This window comes from Flavobacterium aquidurense (assembly GCF_031458035.1).
Classification (GTDB): domain Bacteria; phylum Bacteroidota; class Bacteroidia; order Flavobacteriales; family Flavobacteriaceae; genus Flavobacterium; species Flavobacterium aquidurense_C.
Map to the genome: position 1 here is coordinate 425,194 of NZ_JAVDXR010000003.1, position 18,498 is coordinate 443,691.

17 protein-coding genes are annotated in these 18,498 nt (G+C 32.9%); 12 read left to right on the top strand and 5 right to left on the bottom strand.

What is annotated here, in order from left to right:
• Nucleotides 1-7 precede the first annotated feature (7 nt).
• From J2X17_RS07355 to J2X17_RS07370, 4 genes are all read left to right on the top strand, one after another.
• Nucleotides 8-1,273, top strand: coding sequence for a YaiO family outer membrane beta-barrel protein (locus tag J2X17_RS07355; RefSeq protein WP_310296127.1), 1,266 nt, complete (start codon nucleotides 8-10; stop codon nucleotides 1,271-1,273).
• Between the two features lie 68 nt (nucleotides 1,274-1,341).
• A complete protein-coding gene (locus J2X17_RS07360; protein ID WP_310296128.1) occupies nucleotides 1,342-3,492 on the top strand; it encodes a DUF4838 domain-containing protein in 2,151 nt (716 codons plus the stop codon).
• A gap of 10 nt (nucleotides 3,493-3,502) precedes the next feature.
• Nucleotides 3,503-3,871, top strand: a complete 369-nt coding sequence (locus J2X17_RS07365; RefSeq protein WP_310296129.1) for a response regulator transcription factor — start codon at nucleotides 3,503-3,505, stop codon at nucleotides 3,869-3,871.
• 110 nt (nucleotides 3,872-3,981) lie between these two features.
• The gene (locus J2X17_RS07370; RefSeq protein WP_310296131.1) at nucleotides 3,982-5,334 is read left to right on the top strand and encodes a DEAD/DEAH box helicase; all 1,353 of its coding nucleotides are present in this window, start codon (nucleotides 3,982-3,984) and stop codon (nucleotides 5,332-5,334) included.
• A gap of 99 nt (nucleotides 5,335-5,433) precedes the next feature.
• Here the strand turns inward: J2X17_RS07370 and J2X17_RS07375 are convergent, their stop codons facing one another.
• Nucleotides 5,434-6,546 carry a lactonase family protein gene (locus J2X17_RS07375; RefSeq protein WP_310296133.1) on the bottom strand — a complete coding sequence of 371 codons (1,113 nt, stop codon included), beginning with the start codon at nucleotides 6,544-6,546 and terminating at the stop codon, nucleotides 5,434-5,436.
• A gap of 258 nt (nucleotides 6,547-6,804) precedes the next feature.
• Here J2X17_RS07375 and J2X17_RS07380 point away from each other — a divergent pair, with 258 nt between their 5' ends.
• The 6 genes from J2X17_RS07380 (at nucleotide 6,805) to J2X17_RS07405 (ending at nucleotide 12,106) form a co-directional block, all read left to right on the top strand.
• Complete coding sequence (locus J2X17_RS07380; protein ID WP_310296134.1) at nucleotides 6,805-8,733, top strand: BatA domain-containing protein; 1,929 nt, start codon at nucleotides 6,805-6,807, stop codon at nucleotides 8,731-8,733.
• 184 nt (nucleotides 8,734-8,917) lie between these two features.
• Complete coding sequence (locus J2X17_RS07385) at nucleotides 8,918-10,174, top strand: dihydroorotase (protein ID WP_310296136.1); 1,257 nt, start codon at nucleotides 8,918-8,920, stop codon at nucleotides 10,172-10,174.
• A gap of 5 nt (nucleotides 10,175-10,179) precedes the next feature.
• A complete protein-coding gene (locus tag J2X17_RS07390; RefSeq protein ID WP_310296138.1) occupies nucleotides 10,180-10,506 on the top strand; it encodes a hypothetical protein in 327 nt (108 codons plus the stop codon).
• 116 nt (nucleotides 10,507-10,622) lie between these two features.
• Nucleotides 10,623-11,267, top strand: a complete 645-nt coding sequence (locus J2X17_RS07395) for an alpha/beta hydrolase (protein ID WP_310296140.1) — start codon at nucleotides 10,623-10,625, stop codon at nucleotides 11,265-11,267.
• 167 nt (nucleotides 11,268-11,434) lie between these two features.
• Nucleotides 11,435-11,707: a type II toxin-antitoxin system RelE/ParE family toxin gene (locus J2X17_RS07400; protein ID WP_409025248.1), complete on the top strand. Its 273-nt coding sequence runs from the start codon at nucleotides 11,435-11,437 to the stop codon at nucleotides 11,705-11,707.
• Between the two features lie 84 nt (nucleotides 11,708-11,791).
• Complete coding sequence (locus J2X17_RS07405; RefSeq protein WP_310296142.1) at nucleotides 11,792-12,106, top strand: helix-turn-helix domain-containing protein; 315 nt, start codon at nucleotides 11,792-11,794, stop codon at nucleotides 12,104-12,106.
• A gap of 257 nt (nucleotides 12,107-12,363) precedes the next feature.
• Here the strand turns inward: J2X17_RS07405 and J2X17_RS07410 are convergent, their stop codons facing one another.
• On the bottom strand, nucleotides 12,364-12,867 hold the full coding sequence (locus J2X17_RS07410) for a hypothetical protein (protein ID WP_310296144.1): 504 nt from the start codon (nucleotides 12,865-12,867) through the stop codon (nucleotides 12,364-12,366).
• Between the two features lie 13 nt (nucleotides 12,868-12,880).
• Nucleotides 12,881-13,645, bottom strand: a complete 765-nt coding sequence (locus J2X17_RS07415; protein WP_310296145.1) for an MBL fold metallo-hydrolase — start codon at nucleotides 13,643-13,645, stop codon at nucleotides 12,881-12,883.
• Nucleotides 13,646-13,735: 90 nt separating this feature from the next.
• Between J2X17_RS07415 and J2X17_RS07420 the strand changes: the two genes are divergently transcribed.
• Nucleotides 13,736-15,196, top strand: a complete 1,461-nt coding sequence (locus J2X17_RS07420; protein ID WP_310296147.1) for a TonB-dependent receptor — start codon at nucleotides 13,736-13,738, stop codon at nucleotides 15,194-15,196.
• 173 nt (nucleotides 15,197-15,369) lie between these two features.
• Here the strand turns inward: J2X17_RS07420 and bcp are convergent, their stop codons facing one another.
• A complete protein-coding gene (bcp, locus tag J2X17_RS07425) occupies nucleotides 15,370-15,822 on the bottom strand; it encodes a thioredoxin-dependent thiol peroxidase (RefSeq protein WP_310296149.1) in 453 nt (150 codons plus the stop codon).
• 411 nt (nucleotides 15,823-16,233) lie between these two features.
• Here bcp and J2X17_RS07430 point away from each other — a divergent pair, with 411 nt between their 5' ends.
• A complete protein-coding gene (locus J2X17_RS07430) occupies nucleotides 16,234-16,884 on the top strand; it encodes an endonuclease III domain-containing protein (RefSeq protein ID WP_310296151.1) in 651 nt (216 codons plus the stop codon).
• Nucleotides 16,885-16,903: 19 nt separating this feature from the next.
• Here the strand turns inward: J2X17_RS07430 and J2X17_RS07435 are convergent, their stop codons facing one another.
• On the bottom strand, nucleotides 16,904-17,968 hold the full coding sequence (locus J2X17_RS07435; protein WP_310296152.1) for a tetratricopeptide repeat protein: 1,065 nt from the start codon (nucleotides 17,966-17,968) through the stop codon (nucleotides 16,904-16,906).
• Between the last annotated feature and the right edge of the window lie 530 nt (nucleotides 17,969-18,498).

The window sequence follows — 18,498 nt, forward strand, 5'->3', positions numbered from 1 at the left end:
CAGGAAGATGAAAAGCATTAAAATCACATATTTCGTCAAATTATTCTTTTGTCTGTTTTTACTTTCTGTCCAAAATATAAAAGCACAAAGAAAAATAGATACGGATAGTCTTTTGTCTGTTATTATTCAGGATATGAAAACAGATCATCCTGATTATCAACAAAATATTCAAAGAGCATTATTAGGGAAAAAACTAGCTCCCGATTACCTTGATTTTCATTTGGTGCTTGGTAGAAATTACGATTTGACGAAAATAAAAGACAGTGCCCGATATTATTATAAATATGTAATTGATAAAAATCCGGTTTATGAAGACGCCTTTTTATATCTTATAAATATGGATATTGAAGAAGAAAAATATGAAGAAGGCTTAATCATAACTAACAAGGCTATTGACTTATATCCTAACAGTAAGCCTTTTCAATTAAGAAGAATTGCTATTTATGCTTTACAAGGCGATACTGAAAACGAATTAAAATATGTAAAATCAGTCCGGTTAAAATTCCCTCATGATCCTGACATTGAGCAACGACTATACCTTTTATACAATAAAATAAATTATGACAGGATTGGTGCTTACTACAATGTAACAACCATTGACCGTTCTGGTGTTGGCCCGTGGCATTTGGTTAGTGTCGATTATCTGCGGCAGCGTCTATGGGGAAGTATAATTGGCAGGGTCAATTATGCCCGACGACGATCATCAGATACTATAATGTCAACCGGATTGCAGTTAGAAGCTGAGTCGTATATTTTTTCAAAAAAAAACAACTACTCTTTCATAAATGTGGCCTTTAGCGCAGCTGATGCTTTTCCAAAGGTACGATTGGCATATTCCTATTTTCGTAACTTCAAGAAAGGCTGGGAAGCTGATTTGGGAGCGCGTTACATTATCATGCAGGATAATAGTGACTTAAAAACATTAAATATCGGTGTTGGAAAATATTTAGGTTCCTATTGGCTAAATCTTAGAACTTATATACAAAAAGACAGTCCTTCGCTTACCTTTACGTCAAGATATTATTTTAATACAAAATATGATTATATAACATTGATGACCGGTTATGGAACTTCCCCAGATGACAGGACAACGGCAGCACAATATGATCGCAGAGTATTTTTGAACTCGTACCGCCTTAGCGCAGGATTTGCTACATTGGTTAAAACCCATTATATAATCGGAATTCTCATCACTGATAATGAACAGGAATATAAAAAAGATAAATTTCAAAGGGAACTTAATTTTGCCTTTTCACTACAATATAAATTTTAATTATTATGAAAAAAAAGTATTTCAATTGCTTACCCCAAATCTTTTTTTTCCTGTTTAGTTTTACCACGATGGCACAGTCTGAAATAATCATAACCAATAAAAACAGCATTATTTCAAAATCTGATGATAGTCAGAGTGCTGCCTTACTTCTAAAAAAATACCTGGACAAATCCTTTGGAAAAGAATTTGACAATATTTCTGAAGGTAAAAAACAAGAAGATCAGGCTGAAATCGTTCTGGAAGTTTCGGATCAGGAAAAACTAAAATCAAATGAATTCATGATCAAAAGTGATTCAAAATCGATTTATTTAATTGCAACAAATTCAAAATACCTTCGTTATGCTGTTTATACCTTGCTTGAAATCTGGGAATTCAGAAAATTTACTTCCACAGAAACTTATATTCCACGAGTAGAAAAATTTGTGTTTCCAACAAACACAAAAAAGAACTATCAGCCAGCGTTCGATTACCGAGTACTTTTCTATCCTGACTCGTATGACCAAGCATTTAGGGATTGGCATAAACTCGATTGGCAAATTGACGATTTTGGTATTTGGGGACATTCATTTAATGTTCTGGTTTCTCCAAAAGAATATTTTAAAAGCAATCCGAAGCTTTTTGCTTTGTATGAAAGAAAAAGAAATGAAGCATCCTTATGCATGACAAATGACACTGTTGTGGATTTAGTCGAGAAAAAAATGACCAAAATTATTGCCGACACACCAGACGCCACATTTTATTCGATAAGTCAAAACGATGATGTTGTTTATTGTGAATGTACAGAATGTCGAAAACTAAATGAAAAATATGGCGGCCCTCAAGGCTCTTTATATTATTTTCTAAATAAAATTGCGGCACGTTTTCCAAAAACTAAAATTACCACACTCGCCTATTTACATACTTTTAAACCGCCGGTAAACTTAAAAATTGCACCTAATATTTATACTATTTTTTGCCCGATTGAACTCAACCGCGGAAAAGCGCTGACCGCCCAAAATTCGACTTCATTTGTAAAAACACTCGAAAACTGGAGCACCGCAAATCCTAATTTATTTCTGTGGGATTATACCGTTCAGTTTTCTAATTATATGTCGCCTTTTCCAAATTTTGAACCTTTTCAAAGCAATTATAGACTCTTTAAGAAAAATAAAGTAAAAGGCATATTTGTTCAGGGTTACGCAGATGTGCCCGGAGATTTTTCAGAATTACGACAATATATAGCAGCAAAACTACTTTGGGATACTGATATTGATATTAAAGCCGTCACTGCTGATTTCTTAAGAGGTTTTTATGGAAAAGCTGCACCTTTTGTAAGTAATTATATGTCTCTTTTAACTGAAAACCAAAACAAAAGCAATACTTATTTAGATATCTACTCTGGTCCGGTTCAGGCAAGAAATACTTTTTTAACTCCCGAAGCAATGGATCAATATGATAAGCTACTGGAAAAAGCTGCTGCAGCCGTTGAAGAGGACAAAACTTTAACTTTAAGAGTTCAAAAACTACGTTTGGCATTAGAATATGTCTTCTTTGAACAATCGAAATTCTACGGAAAAAACCAGCATGGAATGTTTTTCGTAAATACAAAAGGAGAAAAAGAAGTAAAAACCGGACTGACGGAAAGAGTTTTAAAATTCACGAAATCCTGCAATGATTTTGGAATTTATGAATTGAGCGAAGGCGGACTTTCACCCGATAATTACTACAAAGAATGGCTGGAAATCTGTAAAAACAAAACCACTCATCTCGGTGAAGATTTAAAAGTGAATTTTATCATTGAGCCTTCCAGTGATTTTAAAGGAAAAGGAAGTTATGGTTTAGTTGATGGCAACAAGGGATACAAAGACTTCAATATCAACTGGATAGGATGGTACAACTCTGACGCCGCATTTGAAATTGAAACAAAAAAACTGAACTTTAATACACTAAAATTAAACTTTTTGGACGATCAAAGGCATTGGATTTTCACTCCTAAAAAGATATTTATTTATGGATATGAAAATCAAAAATGGATACTTTTAGCTGAAAAAACTTGTGATAATTTAACTGAAAATGACCAAATTACAACAAAATCATGGGAAATTATAAACCAAAAATTTAGTAGTTTTATAAAAATCAAAGTCCTCATCAAACCACAAACAGAATTGCCAGGCTGGAGAATGCGGAAAAACAAAAAACCTATGTTAATGATGGATGAGGTAGAATTGTATAAAAAATAAATATCTAAAAATGGTTAGCAACGACAAAAAAATTCTGATTATTGACAGTGATGAAATGACACTTGAGATTCTAAAATTTCTTCTCAAGAAGGAAGGTTACAAAATAAGTATTGCTAAAGATGGTATGAGTGCATTAGAACGAATTCCCATCATCATGCCCGATTTGGTGATTACTGCCATTATAATTCCCCTAAAATCGGGATTACAAATTATTAATGTTATCAAACAAGATTATAAAAATATCCGAGTAATTGCCCTTTCAGCACTTGCAGAAGAAGAAAAAACGGTCGAACAAGCTTTTGAATTAGGAGTGGATGATTTTATTGCAAAACCTTTTAATCCAAATGAACTTTTGTTGCGAATAAAACGATTATTATAGTATTTTGAACGCTGTTTTTGAGAAATACGGATAACCCCAACATTCGGAATTTACAAGAAACATCAATTTTTCAGCTATTTATAGCTATATTTGCACAAAATTTAATGCAAATGAGCACTTTCGAAAAATTCAATCTTCCAAAATCAGTCCAAAAAGCAATCGACGAATTAGGATTTGTTACGCCTACTCCTATTCAGGAAAAATCCTTTTCTGTGATTATGTCTGGACGAGATATGATGGGAATTGCGCAAACCGGTACCGGTAAGACATTTGCTTATCTATTGCCTCTTTTAAAATTATACAAATTTACACCAACCAATACACCTAAAATTGTAATTCTGGTTCCAACCAGAGAATTAGTCGTTCAGGTTGTCGATGAAATCGAGAAATTAACCAAATACATGTCTGTTAAAACACTTGGTATTTTTGGTGGTGTAAACATAAATACACAGAAAAAAGCTGTTTACGAAGGTGTAGACATTTTGGTTGGAACGCCAGGTAGAATGATGGATTTGGCTTTGGATGCTGTAGTTCGTTTTGATGAAACTCAAAAATTAGTTATTGATGAGTTTGATGAAATGCTGAATCTAGGTTTCCGTACACAATTAACAGCGCTTTTGGCGATGATGAAAACCAAACGCCAAAACATTTTATTCTCTGCAACAATGACGGATGAAGTTGATGCTGTATTAAATGACTTTTTCGATTTTCCTGAAGAAGTTACACTTGCCGCTTCTGGAACTCCTCTTGAAAATATTACGCAGGTTACCTATAACGTACCGAATTTCAATACAAAAGTAAATCTGTTAAAACATTTGTTAGAAACGAACGAAAGCATGGAGCGTGTTTTGGTTTTCGTAAATAACAAAAAGATTTCAGATATGCTTCATACTCGTATCGAAGAAGATTTTGAAGGTCAGTTTGGTGTAATTCACTCCAATAAATCTCAAAATTACCGTTTGAGTACGATGGCTGAATTCCAGGAAGGAAATCTTCGTGGATTAATCACTACAGATATTATGGCGAGAGGTTTGGATATTTCAAATATCTCCCACGTGATCAACTTTGAACTTCCTGAATTTCCAGAATTATACATGCACAGAATTGGTCGTACCGGTCGTGCTGATGCTACAGGAACCGCAATTAGTTTTATCACGCCTCGTGAGGAAGAATTTAAAGTGGAAGTAGAAGTTTTAATGAATCAAGAGCTTCAAATAGCTGATTTCCCTGAAGAAGTTGAAATCTCAGCAAAATTAATCGAGCCTGAAAAAGACAGACAGCCTATCAAGTTTTTAATGAAAAAACAAACCTTAAAAGGTGATGGTGCTTTCCACGAAAAAGACAAAAAGAATAAGAAAGTCAACCTTGGAGGACCTTCTAAAACAAAAAAGAAAACCCACGGATCTGTCAATCGAAATATGTTGAAAACGAGAGACAAGAAGAGAAAAGATAAGGACAAATAGATCTTTAAAATTCCAATAAAAAAACTCCAAATTCCAATTGAAATACAAATTAGAATTTGGAGTTTTTTATTGATTTTTTTTTTAGTCGCAGACTGAAAACTATATTTTTGTAAACAAAAGTCCAACCGGTGAACACAACTCAATTTTTTTACCTGTGTCAATAAGTTTTCCCGTTGTTTTGTCTCTTTTAAATATTACGATATTGTTGGTGTATTGATGCCCTACTAAAAGGTAATTTCCTGACGGATCAATTGCAAAATCTCTTGGGCCTTTTCCTAAAGTGCTTTGTTGTTCTACTAATGCAATGGCTCCATTTTTAAGGATTTTATAAACTGAGATATTGTTTGCGTCAACACGATCAGTCACGTATAAAAATTTTCCATCAGGCGAAATTTTTATTGCTGCCGCACCAGTACCTCCTTTAAAATCTTTTGCCAGAATACTTGTTTCGGCAATCTTTTTTAAACTTCCGCTTTTGTCATAACTGAAAGTTGTCAGGGTTGCATCTAATTCCTGAATCAGATAAACGAATTTTCCATCTTTACTAAAAGTCAAATGTCGCGGGCCGCTTCCTGCTTTTACATCAACGGTTTCTTTTAATGTCAGCATTTCATTGTTTGAATACGGATTGTATTTATAGATGAAAATTTTGTCCAAACCTAAATCATTAGACAAAACGAATTTTTTATCTGGAGAAAAAACGACCTGATGAACGTGTGCTTTTTCCTGACGCGCTACATTTACACCTTTTCCTTCGTGCTGTAGTATTTGCTGAACTTTGGTAATACTTCCGTCAGGATTTTTCTTAAAAACCACAATACTTCCACCAGAATAATTGGCGACAATTACATTTTTTGAATCATTTATTAAATGGCATGGATCGTTGCCTAAAGGCTCGTTTTTATTTAAAAAAGTAACCTTTCCTGATTTTGCATTATATCCAAAAGCACTAACAGCACTCTGATCCCCGTTTTCATTTACAGCGTAAATAAATTTATTATCTGCTGAAACCGATAAATAACTAGGACTCACAACGCTTTCAGAAGAGTTTTTTAACTTAAATTCGCCCGAAGCAGCATTGAATTCATAAACATAAATTCCGTTACTCTGACAGGTATTGGTATATGTTCCAATCAATAAATTAAATTTATTCTGAGCCTCTGAAGTCGTAAAAGCTAAAGCCGAAAAAAGCAGCATATATAATCCTTTCATAGTTTTTTGTTTTTTGAATATGCTAAAATACTTAATAAAATCATTAGAAGGTACATTTTTGGTTACAAATGAACTCTCAAATTTTACATTTTTTAAAGTTTGCCGTGTGCTTTTAAACCATACAAGTTACGTAAGTTCATTTAAATTTTCAGCGTATTTATAATCTCTTATTTACATATATGGTTTAGCTAAAAATTTGTATTTTTGACCAGCATCTTCGCGAAAAATAAAACGTAGTGAAGTTAAATCGAAGCCAGAATGCATTTTAAACACCCCGAAATTCTATACTTTCTGTTTTTATTGATTGTTCCAATTTTGGTGCATTTGTTTCAATTACGACGTTTTAAAACTTCTTATTTCACGAATGTCAAATTCTTAAAAGAACTAGCTGTTCAGACCCGTAAAAGTTCTAAAATCAAAAAAAGATTATTATTAGCAACACGTTTACTATTGCTAACGTGCATAATTTTTGCCTTCGCACAACCATTTTTTGAAGCAAAAGACAGCAAAAATGCCACTAATGAAATGTATATTGTTCTGGATAATTCATTCAGCATGCAGGCAAAAGGAAAAAAGGGAGAATTGCTTAAACGTGCTGTTCAGGAATTGTTAGAAAACACGCCTGAAAACACGCAGTTTTCGCTCTTAACCAACACAGAAAATTTCTGGAATACCGATATTAAATCATCCAAAAGTGCTTTGCAAAACCTTAAATATAGCGCAATTCCATTTGAGCTTTCTTCGATTATGGCAAAAATAAAAGCACATAAATCGGCACATAAAAAAGATATTGTCATTATTACAGATGCCATTGACTTGGCCGAAAAAGATGTCGCCAATATAGATTCTGATGAAAAACCATATTTCATTGTTCCGGAAGCCGAACAAAAAAATAATGTATCAATAGACAGCGTTTTCATCAATCAGACTTTGGAAAATTTTTATGAAATCGGGATCAATTTATCCGCTTATGGTGAAGATTTCAAACCAATTTCTATGGCTTTATACAATCAGAACAAACTGATAGCCAAAACGATTATAAATTTTGATACGAAGAAAAAGAAAATCAATTTTACGATTCCAAAAGAAGCTTTTAACGGATTTGTAACGATAGAAGATAATGGCCTATCTTATGACAACAAACTTTTCTTTAGCATTTCAAAAGCTAAAAAAACGAATGTTATTAGTATTGGGGAACCGGAAAAAAGTAGCTTTTTATCCAGAATTTATACTACGGCAGAGTTCAATTACACCAATTATTCCATTCGTGATTTAGATTATAATCGCTTAGAAGAACAAAATACAATTGTATTGAATGAATTAGATGAAGTTCCGCAAGCACTTCAAACAACTTTAAAAGCATTTGTTTCCAAGGGTGGAAATTTAGTTGTCATTCCTTCTGAAAAAACCTCTATTAATAATCTGAATACTTTTTTAGGAAATTTTGGCCGAATTCAATTTAAAAATCTTGAAAATCAGAGCAAATTAATTACAAAAATCAACTTTGATCATCCTTTGTTTTCTGGCGTTTTTGAGAATAAAATAACGAATTTTCAATATCCGAAAACAAATAATTCCTTTGCTGTTTCAAGCTCGTATCCGGCAGTTTTATCTTATGAAGATCAGAGCGTTTTTGTTACGATGATTCAAAATCCTGTTTCAGGAATTACTATTTTTTCAGCACCAATTAACACAGCAAATTCGAACTTTCAGCAATCGCCATTAATTGTGCCTCTATTTTATAAAATGGCCCAGAACAATCAGAAAACTGGGGTTACAGCTTTGATAATTGGAAATAATCCACCTTATTTTGTTGATGTTTTATTGACAAAAGATGCTATTCTGGAAGTTAAAGGAACAGAAGATTCTTTCATTCCGATTCAGCAGATATTAAACAAAAAGGTGAAGTTAACCTTCAATGATTTTCCGGAAACGGCTGGAAATTATACTGTTTTTGATAAAAAAGAACCAATAGAAAACCTGAGTTTCAATTACAAAAGAACCGAAAGTGATTTGAGACAGGTAAATACAAATGTGATTTCTGATTTTAAAACGGCTGATACAATTTCGACCATATTTAACACCTTACAAACTGAGCGAACTGACAGCCAAATTTGGAAATGGTTTGTTATCTTTGCACTGTTATTTTTAGCATTAGAAATGGCAATTATCAAATTCGTGAAATAAACTTAGAGTTTTTCTTTTTTGCTTTTAGTTTGTCATTCCGAGGAACGAGGAATCTCCGCGAAAAGCTCAACAAAGATTGGCTTTTCGTCACGGAGTTACTTGCGGGGATTTCTCCTCCGTCGAAATGACAAACTGTATGACTAAAAATGTTAAAAATTACGATTTAAAATAAATTTATCTACATATGAAAATAATCATCCGAAGCGCCAAAATCATCGACTCAAAAAGTCCGTTTCATAATCAGACTGTTGATCTTTTAATTGCAGATGGTTTTATTGAAAAAATAGGAGCCCTAATTCCTAAAACTGATGATGCTGAAGAAATAAAATTAGATAATCTGCATATTTCCCAAGGTTGGTTTGACAGCAGCGTTTCGTTTGGAGAACCAGGCTACGAGGACAGAGAAACAATTGCAAACGGATTGAATGTTGCTGCAAAAAGCGGTTTTACATGCGTGGCTTTACAACCCAACTCCTTTCCTGTTATTGATAATCAATCGCAGGTAAATTTTGTAAAAAATAAAGCAAATGGTTTTGCGACAGAACTTTTCCCAATTGGAGCTTTAACCAAAGCCAGCGAAGGAAAAGATATGGCAGAATTATTCGATATGAAAAAAGCCGGAGCTGTTGCTTTTGGGGATTATAATAAGAGTATCGACAACGCCAATCTGCTAAAAATTGCGCTTCAATATGTTCAGGATTTTGATGGTTTGGTGATTGCTTATTCACAAGATCAAAATATAAAAGGAAATGGAGTTGCTAATGAAGGAATAGTTTCGACAAGATTAGGTTTGAAAGGAATCCCAAATTTAGCCGAAGAACTTCAAATCGCCAGAAACCTGTTTTTATTAGAATATACGGGAGGTAAATTACACATTCCGACTGTTTCGACAGCCAAAACAATTGAGCTTATAAAAGAAGCTAAAGCGAAAGGTTTACAAGTAACCTGCAGTGTAGCAGTACATCATTTAGTTTTAATTGACAACAAATTAGAAGATTTTGATACCAGATTTAAAGTAACGCCGCCATTACGAAACGAATCCGACAGAGCCGCACTTGTTAATGCTGTTTTAGACGGAACAATCGACATGATTACTTCAGATCACAATCCGATTGATATTGAATTCAAAAAAATGGAATTTGATACCGCTAAAAACGGAACAATTGGCCTGGAAAGTGCTTTTGGAGCTTTACTGACTGTTTTACCTTTAGAAACTATAGTCGAAAAACTAACTTTAGGAAAAGGAATTTTCGGAATTGAAAATAATTCGATTGCGGAAGGTTCAAAAGCGAACCTTACTTTCTTTACACCAGAGGGAAAATCGACATTTACGAAAGAAAACATTCTTTCAAAATCTAAAAATTCTGCTTTTTTAGGAACTGAAATAAGAGGTTCTGTGTACGGAATTTTAAATCAAAATCAACTTGTTATCACAAAATAATTACAATGAATAATTCAATCGAAGAGGGAAAATCAATCGCTATTACCAGTTATATTTTAATAGTTGGAGTTTTAATTGCGATGTCGATGAACGCTGAAAATAAAAATAGTTATGCTTCTTTTCATATCCGTCAGGCTTTGGGTTTGTCTTTGACGTTTATATCCTTTGGAGCTATTACCAGCAATTTTGACAGCTTTTATATCACTTTCCCAATGTGGATCTGCATTTCAATTTTATGGACTTACGGAATATTTAGTGCTATTCAGGGGCAGACAAGACCAATTCCGTTAATTGGAGGATTATTTCAAAAATGGTTTAAATCGATAGGATAATTTAAATTCCAAATCCTTAAATTCCAAATTCCAAAAACTTTGTCAAAGTCTGAAACTTTGACAAAGTTTAAATTCCAACAATTCACAATTCACATTTCACATTTCACAATTAAAAAATGAATCTATCTTTAGAATATAAAATAAGAGAACCAAAAGTAATTTTAGACAAAAATCCTGTTTTAATTTTATTACACGGATATGGCAGCAACGAAGAAGATTTGTTTTCGTTTGCTACTGAACTTCCTGATAATTATTATATTATTTCTGCAAGAGCGCCTTATGATTTACAATATGGAGCTTACGCTTGGTATGCGATAAATTTCGATGCTGATCAGAATAAATTTTCAGACAACGAACAAGCCAAAACTTCTCGTGATTTAATTGCAAAATTTATTGACGAATTAATTGTTAATTATCCAATTGATGCAAATAATGTAACTTTGATTGGTTTCAGCCAGGGTTCTATTTTGAGCTATTCTGTAGCACTTTCTTATCCTGAAAAAGTTCAGCGAGTAGTTGCTATGAGCGGTTATTTCAATGAAGAAATTCTTAAGGAAGGTTACGTGAAAAATGACTTCAAAAACCTAAAAATATTTGCCTCACACGGAACTGTTGATCAGGTAATTCCAGTCGATTGGGCAAGAAAAACACCGGCAATTCTGGAAAATTTAAATATTCCAATTACTTATAAAGAATACCCTGTTGGACACGGTGTTGCTCCTCAGAATTTCTTTGATTTTAAGAATTGGCTTTCGTTGTAGATTGCAATTAATTAATAAAAAACCTACAAAAAAAATACACTTATCAATTATTATATTGTATTTTCGTCTCTGTAAACCAAATTGGTTGATAACACCGATTAAAATAATTAAATACCCAAAAGTTTCTTTTTAAGGAAACTTTTGGGTATTTTTGTAAAATAAATATAATGGATAACTTTTTTGATATAATCTTTTTAGAAGAAGCATTTAATTTTTTACAAGATTTAAATCCAAAGCATTCAGAAAAAATAATTTATAATATTCGGAAATCACAGACAAAAAATGATTCTGAACTTTTTAAAAAATTAAACGACGAAATTTGGGAATTTCGAACTTTATTCCAAGGACATCAATATCGATTATTAGCATTTTGGGATAAAACAAATTCAAAAAATACACTTGTAATTTCAACTCATGGCTTTATAAAAAAAACAAAGTAAAGTTCCGAATAATGAAATAACGCGAGCAAAAAAAATCAGATCCAATTATTTTAAAGAAAAGACAAAAATCAAAAATTTAAAAAAATGAAAACATATACTTTAGATCAGGTAACAGATGAAATTGTTGGCAAAATTGGAACACCAAATAGAGATCAATTTGAGTATGATTTACAAATGGATTTAATTGGAAACGCCATAAAACAAACTCGAAAAGAACGAAATCTAACTCAGGAAGATTTAGGAAAACTTATTGGTGTTCAAAAAGCACAGATTTCTAAACTAGAAAACAATGCTGGTAACGTAACTTTGGAAACTTTAATTAAAGTTTTTAGTGCATTGAAAGCAAAAGTAAAATTTCAAATAGAATTATCAGACCTAAATATTGATTTTGGAAAATAATTCTCAGTCGTACTTTTTAGTTCTGAACTGTGACTGAAAAACACGACTGAAAACTTTTTACTGTCCTGTATAAATAATCTTCTCTCCTTTTTTCAAAACATAACCTTTCCAGGGAATCAATTGTAAATCATCTTTGATCCAGGGTTCTCCTTCGGATTTTCTTTCTAAAAGAGAATAAAAGTGTTACGATGATCGAAAATAAGAGTATTTTTTTCATATGTCCTATTAATTAATAAAAAACATAGGACACAACAATCCTATTTTTGATATAAAATTGATTGGTTTACTTCAAAACTAATACTTTCATCACCATTAACAAAGTATTTCAACAAGACTTCTCCCCATAATTCGCCATTACTGTAATCAGCGATAATCCATCTGTGGTTTAAGATTTTTACTTTATTGATGATAAATTTGTTCGAACCAATTTTATCTTGCCCAGTGTAAGGATTCCCGTTTGGATTGGAGTTTAAATCCAATAATTTCTCGGTTACAACCGGAATCAATTTTTCATATAAAATTACTTTTCCTCCAGAAGCACTATTATCAAAATAATTTTGGGCATTTTGATTGTGTTCCAAAGAAAAATAATCTGCTTCGGCCAATTTACCTGACACTAAACTTATACTGTCTCTTAATTTTTTAGTGGTTTTATCATATCGCTCCTGTCCAAATTTCACTTCTCTGCTATAAAACATGTAAGTAAAAATATTCATTAATATCGCAAGGATAAAAAGATAAAGCATTAAGGATTTTTTCATTTTGTGTATTATATTAAATTGTAATTTCTAAGTTATCGTAAGCCAAAAAGACATTTTCAGGAAGTTGTTTTTGTACTTCTTCATGAAATCCTAAAACGTGGCTGATATGCGTTAAATAAGCTTTTTCTGGCTTGACCAAATTTATAAAATCAAGTGCTTCCTGCAAATTAAAGTGTGTATCATGAGGTTCGACACGCAACGCATTCACAACCAATACTTTCAGGTTTTTTAATTTTTCGATTTCGACTTCTTCAATTGTTTTAACATCGGTTAAATAGGCAAAATCATCGATTCTATAACCGAAAACCTGTAAATCGCCATGCATTACATTAACAGGAATCGCTTTTTTATCTCCAACAGCAAAAGGTTCATCGTTAATAACTTCAATAGTTTTAACACTCGGTGCTCCGGGATATTTGTTTACCGTTTCAAAAACATAATCAAAACGTCGTTTAAGATTCTCAATTACGCGTTTGTGTGCATAAACCGGAATTTCACCCTGACGGAAATTAAACGGACGAATATCATCTAAACCGGCAGTATGATCCGCATGTTCGTGTGTGAATAAAATAGCGTCGAGTTTCCGACAGCCGCAGGAAAGCATCTGCTGCCTGAAATCAGGTCCGCAATCGATTACATAAGAATGATTTTCCCATGTAATCCAAATGGCTACGCGGAGCCTTTTATCCTTAGCATCAGTGCTTTTACAAACAGGATGATCGACCCCGATAATCGGGATGCCTTGAGAAGTACCAGTACCTAAAAAATATACCTTCAATTGAACTTATTTTTTTTACAAAAATAGGATTATTTCTCTTTCATTAGAAGCCTAATTTGCTAACTTTGTAACAAATCTATTTAAAATAAAATGGGTACAGAAATAAAACTCAAAGGTGACAAGGTCATCGAACAGATTCCTTCTATAAAAGACAAAGCGTTACGCATTAATTTAAACGAGAATATTTACGGAACATTTGCTGAAATTGGTGCTGGACAGGAAACTGTGAGGCATTTTTTCAGATCCGGAGGTTCATCGGGAACTATTGCAAAAGCAATGTCTGCCTATGACAAAGATTTTAGTGATGCCGTTTACGGTATTGAAGGCGACGGAAGATATGTTACTGAAAACCGACTGAAAAAAATGTTGACCTTTGAAGGCGAACTTATTGAAGAGCGTTTAAGTAGAGAAAAACACCCAAATAAGCTTTTTTTTAGTTACGCCAATACAGTTGCAACTATTGATTTTGCAAAACAATTTAAAGGCCACGGATGGGTTGGAATACGATACCAAATTGAACCGGACGAAGCTTATAACGAAATTATTCTTCACATTCGTTTTAAAGAAACTGATGCCAGACTACAACAAGAAACATTAGGGATTTTAGGTGTAAACTTAATTTATGGTGCTTTTTACAAATACAACGACCCTAAACGATTACTTCGTTATTTATACGATCACTTAGATAAAGACCAGCTTGAAATTGATACTATTAACTTCTCAGGACCACGTTTTGCTGATGTTGACAATCGTTTAATGAGTTTACAACTGGTTAAAAACGGAATGACAGACGCCGTAATGTTTAATCCTGAAGGAAAAAACGTTTTGCCGGCTGCTGTTTTATACAAGAAAAATCTTCTTGCTTTTAGAGGAAGTTTCCGCCCAGTTACGAATGTAAATCTTGATATGTACCAGAAATCATTAACAATGTTTCTGGAAGAAAACAAGGTTGAAAAAGATAATACTTTAGTCGTTTTTGAAATTACACTTTCGAATTTACGTTCAGATGGTGAAATTGATGAGCGTGATTTTATGGACAGAGCCGAATTACTTTGTTCATTAGGCCAAACGGTAATGATTTCTAATTTCCAGGAATATTATAAAGTGGTGGAATATTTTGCAAATTATACGAAAGCCAGAATGGGATTGGCAATGGGGGTAAACAACCTTGTTGATATTTTTGATGAGAAATACTACCGTCATTTAAGTGGAGGAATTCTGGAGGCTTTCGGAAAATTATTCTACCGCGATATGAAAGTATTCTTATACCCTATGTTGGGTGAAAACGGAGAAGTTATTACTTCTGATAATCTAAAAGTACATCCAAGAATGAAAGAATTGTACAAATTCTTTAAATTCAACGGAAAAGTAGTTGATATTGTAGATTACAACCCAGACATATTAAACGTATTCTCAAGAGAAGTTTTGAAAATGATCAGTCAGGGAAAAACAGGATGGGAACCAATGCTTCCGTCCGGAGTTGCAGAGATCATAAAGGAACATCACCTTTTTGGATATCATCCGGAAACGGAATTGGAACAAAATACATAAAAAAAAATCCCAAGAAGAAAATATTTTTCTTCTTGGGATTTTTTTATGTTTCAAGTTTTTTTGTTTGCTTCGCCAATTCGGCTTTTAGCCTCGGGTCAGGTTTCAAGTTTTCGCTTAGGGTTGTTTAACAATCTAAACCTGAAACCTGAAACCTGAAACCTGAAACAAAAAAATTACTTCAAAATCTGCGAAGCGTGTTCTTTTGTTTTTACTTTTTCGATTACTTCATCGATAATTCCTTTTTCATTGATGACGAAAGTGGTTCTGTGTATTCCGTCGTATTCTCTTCCCATGAATTTCTTTGGTCCCCAAACGCCAAATGCATTGATAACAGATTTGTCTTCGTCTGCCAATAACGGAAAAGGGAATTCGTATTTATCTTTGAATTTCGTTTGTGCTTTCTGGCTATCAGCACTTACGCCAAGTAGTTCATAATTATTAGCTTTGAAACGCTCAAAATTATCTCTTAGATCGCAAGCTTCGGCAGTACAGCCTGGCGTACTTGCTTTCGGATAAAAGAAAACCACTAATTTTTTTCCGGCATAATCTTCCAGTTTATGTGTTTTTCCGTCCTGATCGATTCCTGAAAAATTTGGTGCTTTATCGCCTGCTTTTAATGTTACCATTTTATTAGATTGTTAGATTTTTAGACTTGCTTAGACTTCTTAAATTCTTTGACTTGCTTAGACTTCTTAGATTCTTTGACTTGCTTAGACTTCTTAGATTCTTTGACTTGCTTAGATTGTTAGACTATTTAGATTTTTGATTTTTGATTTTTGATTTTTGATTTTTGATTTTTGATTTTTGGACTGTGCGTATTTACAATTCACAACTCATAATTCATAATTATTATGCCCCAGATTGCCGTGGAAACCCCGGAGTTGTGGCAGTTTACATTTTTTGCCATAAAAAAGCGACCAACGGAAGCTCTTTTTATGGCTTAAAAATGTTACTGACACAATGAGGAGTTGTAGCAGAAAGCTGGATTAGGCACATCATGAAAATTATGCTATTTTTACGAGATTAAAAATACGGAAATGAATAAAGAAGCCCGCGTACAATTTGTTATAAATACGTTAAAAGAACTCTACCCCACTATACCAGTTCCATTAGATCATAAAGACCCTTACACATTGTTAATTGCCGTTTTGCTTTCGGCGCAATGTACGGATGTACGTGTGAATCAGATTACGCCTTTACTATTTGCAAAGGCTGATAATCCGTATGATATGGTTAAAATGTCTGTTGAAGAAATTAAGGAAATTATTAGACCTTGCGGCTTATCGCCAATGAAATCGAAAGGAATTCATGGTTTATCGCAAATTTTAATTGACAAACATAACGGTGAAGTTCCGCAAAGTTTTGAGGCTCTGGAAGAATTACCGGCAGTGGGACATAAAACAGCAAGTGTTGTAATGTCGCAGGCTTTTGGTGTTCCGGCTTTTCCGGTTGATACTCACATTCACAGATTGATGTATCGTTGGAATCTTTCTAACGGAAAGAATGTGGTTCAGACAGAAAAAGACGCAAAAAGATTATTTCCAAGAGAAATATGGAACGATTTACACCTGCAAATAATTTGGTACGGAAGGGAATACTCGCCTGCGAGAGGCTGGAGTTTAGAAAAAGATATTATTACCAGAACAGTGGGTAAAAAATCAGTGATAGAAGAAGCTGCTAAAAAATAATTTAGCAGCTTCTATATTTTTACATGCCGTTTTTCAGCGCATTATACTCATTTGTCATATCCAAAGATCGGTAAATACCTAAAAGTGATTTTATAGCATCCGGATTTTTAGGTTCGATAGTTAATGCTTTTTTAAGGTATGGAATCGCACTTTTTACGATTTCATCTTTTTGAGCATTTAATTTATCATATTCTTGTGTTTCCTTTGGACTATTACCCAGCGCCGCCATCTGGTCCATCAATGCTTTCTTTAACTGCATTTTGACATAAGAAAGGTTAATATAACAGTCAACGCAATTAGGCTCAATTTGCAATTCTTCATTATAATATTTTTCCGCTCCCGCATAATCATTGATTTCCAAACAGCAAAAAGCTAGAGAACTCAAAATTTCTGCTCTTTTGGAAGGTGGAAATACATTTCTTGGCTTTTCATAAAGACCTTCCTTTACATTTGATTCTCTGGCACTCATTGAAACAAACGCTTCCTCAACTTTTGTTTTTTTGTTTGTTGCATAATAAATAACACCTTTTCCGGTATAATTTATTTTTCTGAGTTGCTCATAATATTTAACAGCTGCAGCATAATCTTTACCAGTTGAAGAAGAAGTAGCCGCATTAAGTAAGTTTAAAGTATCTTTTTTGTCAAACAAATATACTTCGTAACTCTTGGCAGCACTTTCTTTAAATTTTCCAGCTTTGTAGTCGTTAAAAGCTCCATCTACAAGTTTAGATTTCAAATCTTTTAAAGCTAAATTTGCCTTAGCTGCGTACTTGTAATTGTGAGAATCATTTTCGTATAATAACACATCCTGATAGGCTCCAGAAGCCATTGTGAAATTATTTGTAGCATCAATATTTTTGGTTGCTAAATCTTTACAAACATTTCCTTTTAAATAAAAGAAGTTTGATTTATCATCATCTGAGGCATTTACAATGAGATATTCTATTTTCTTTAAAGTAGCCAATGCCTCCTCGCTTTTTCCTTTATCAAAATAAGCCTGAGCTATTTTGATTTCATCTTTTTGAGCAAATGCTCCAACACTTATCATCAGCAGCAATGATAGTATCTGTAGGTTCTTTTTCATTTTGGTTGGTTTTGATTGTTAAATAGATTTTGGGTTCCTCGATAAGAGATTTATTGAAAAACAGACTTAAAAAAAAAGTCTTATTTTACTTAAATAAAATTTCATGAAAATTATTTTCGCGATTCATTTATCTAATAAAAAACACTCTATGATCTTTATTTTTTTTTTAAAACATTAAAGATCAGTAACAATCAAAAAAGTAAAGTGATGTAGTTTTGTGCCATATTTTTCTGGTTGATTGGTTAAACATATTTAATTAGTACTATTATTCTTTATATAATTATTATCTATTTAAATGTTTTGACAAGAAAAAGTTGCAAAATCAGCCATTTCAACGAATAAAACTCAACTTTTTTAACTAAAATAAAACTAATTACCGAATAAACAAATAAAAGTTAACCAAAACGTAACATTTTAATAAAATATCAAGAAAAATCACACAAATTAAATGTAATATTAATAAAACATAATCGAGACATAAATTATATATACCTAATTAAAAAAGTAAAAGTATTACATAAAAAAAACTC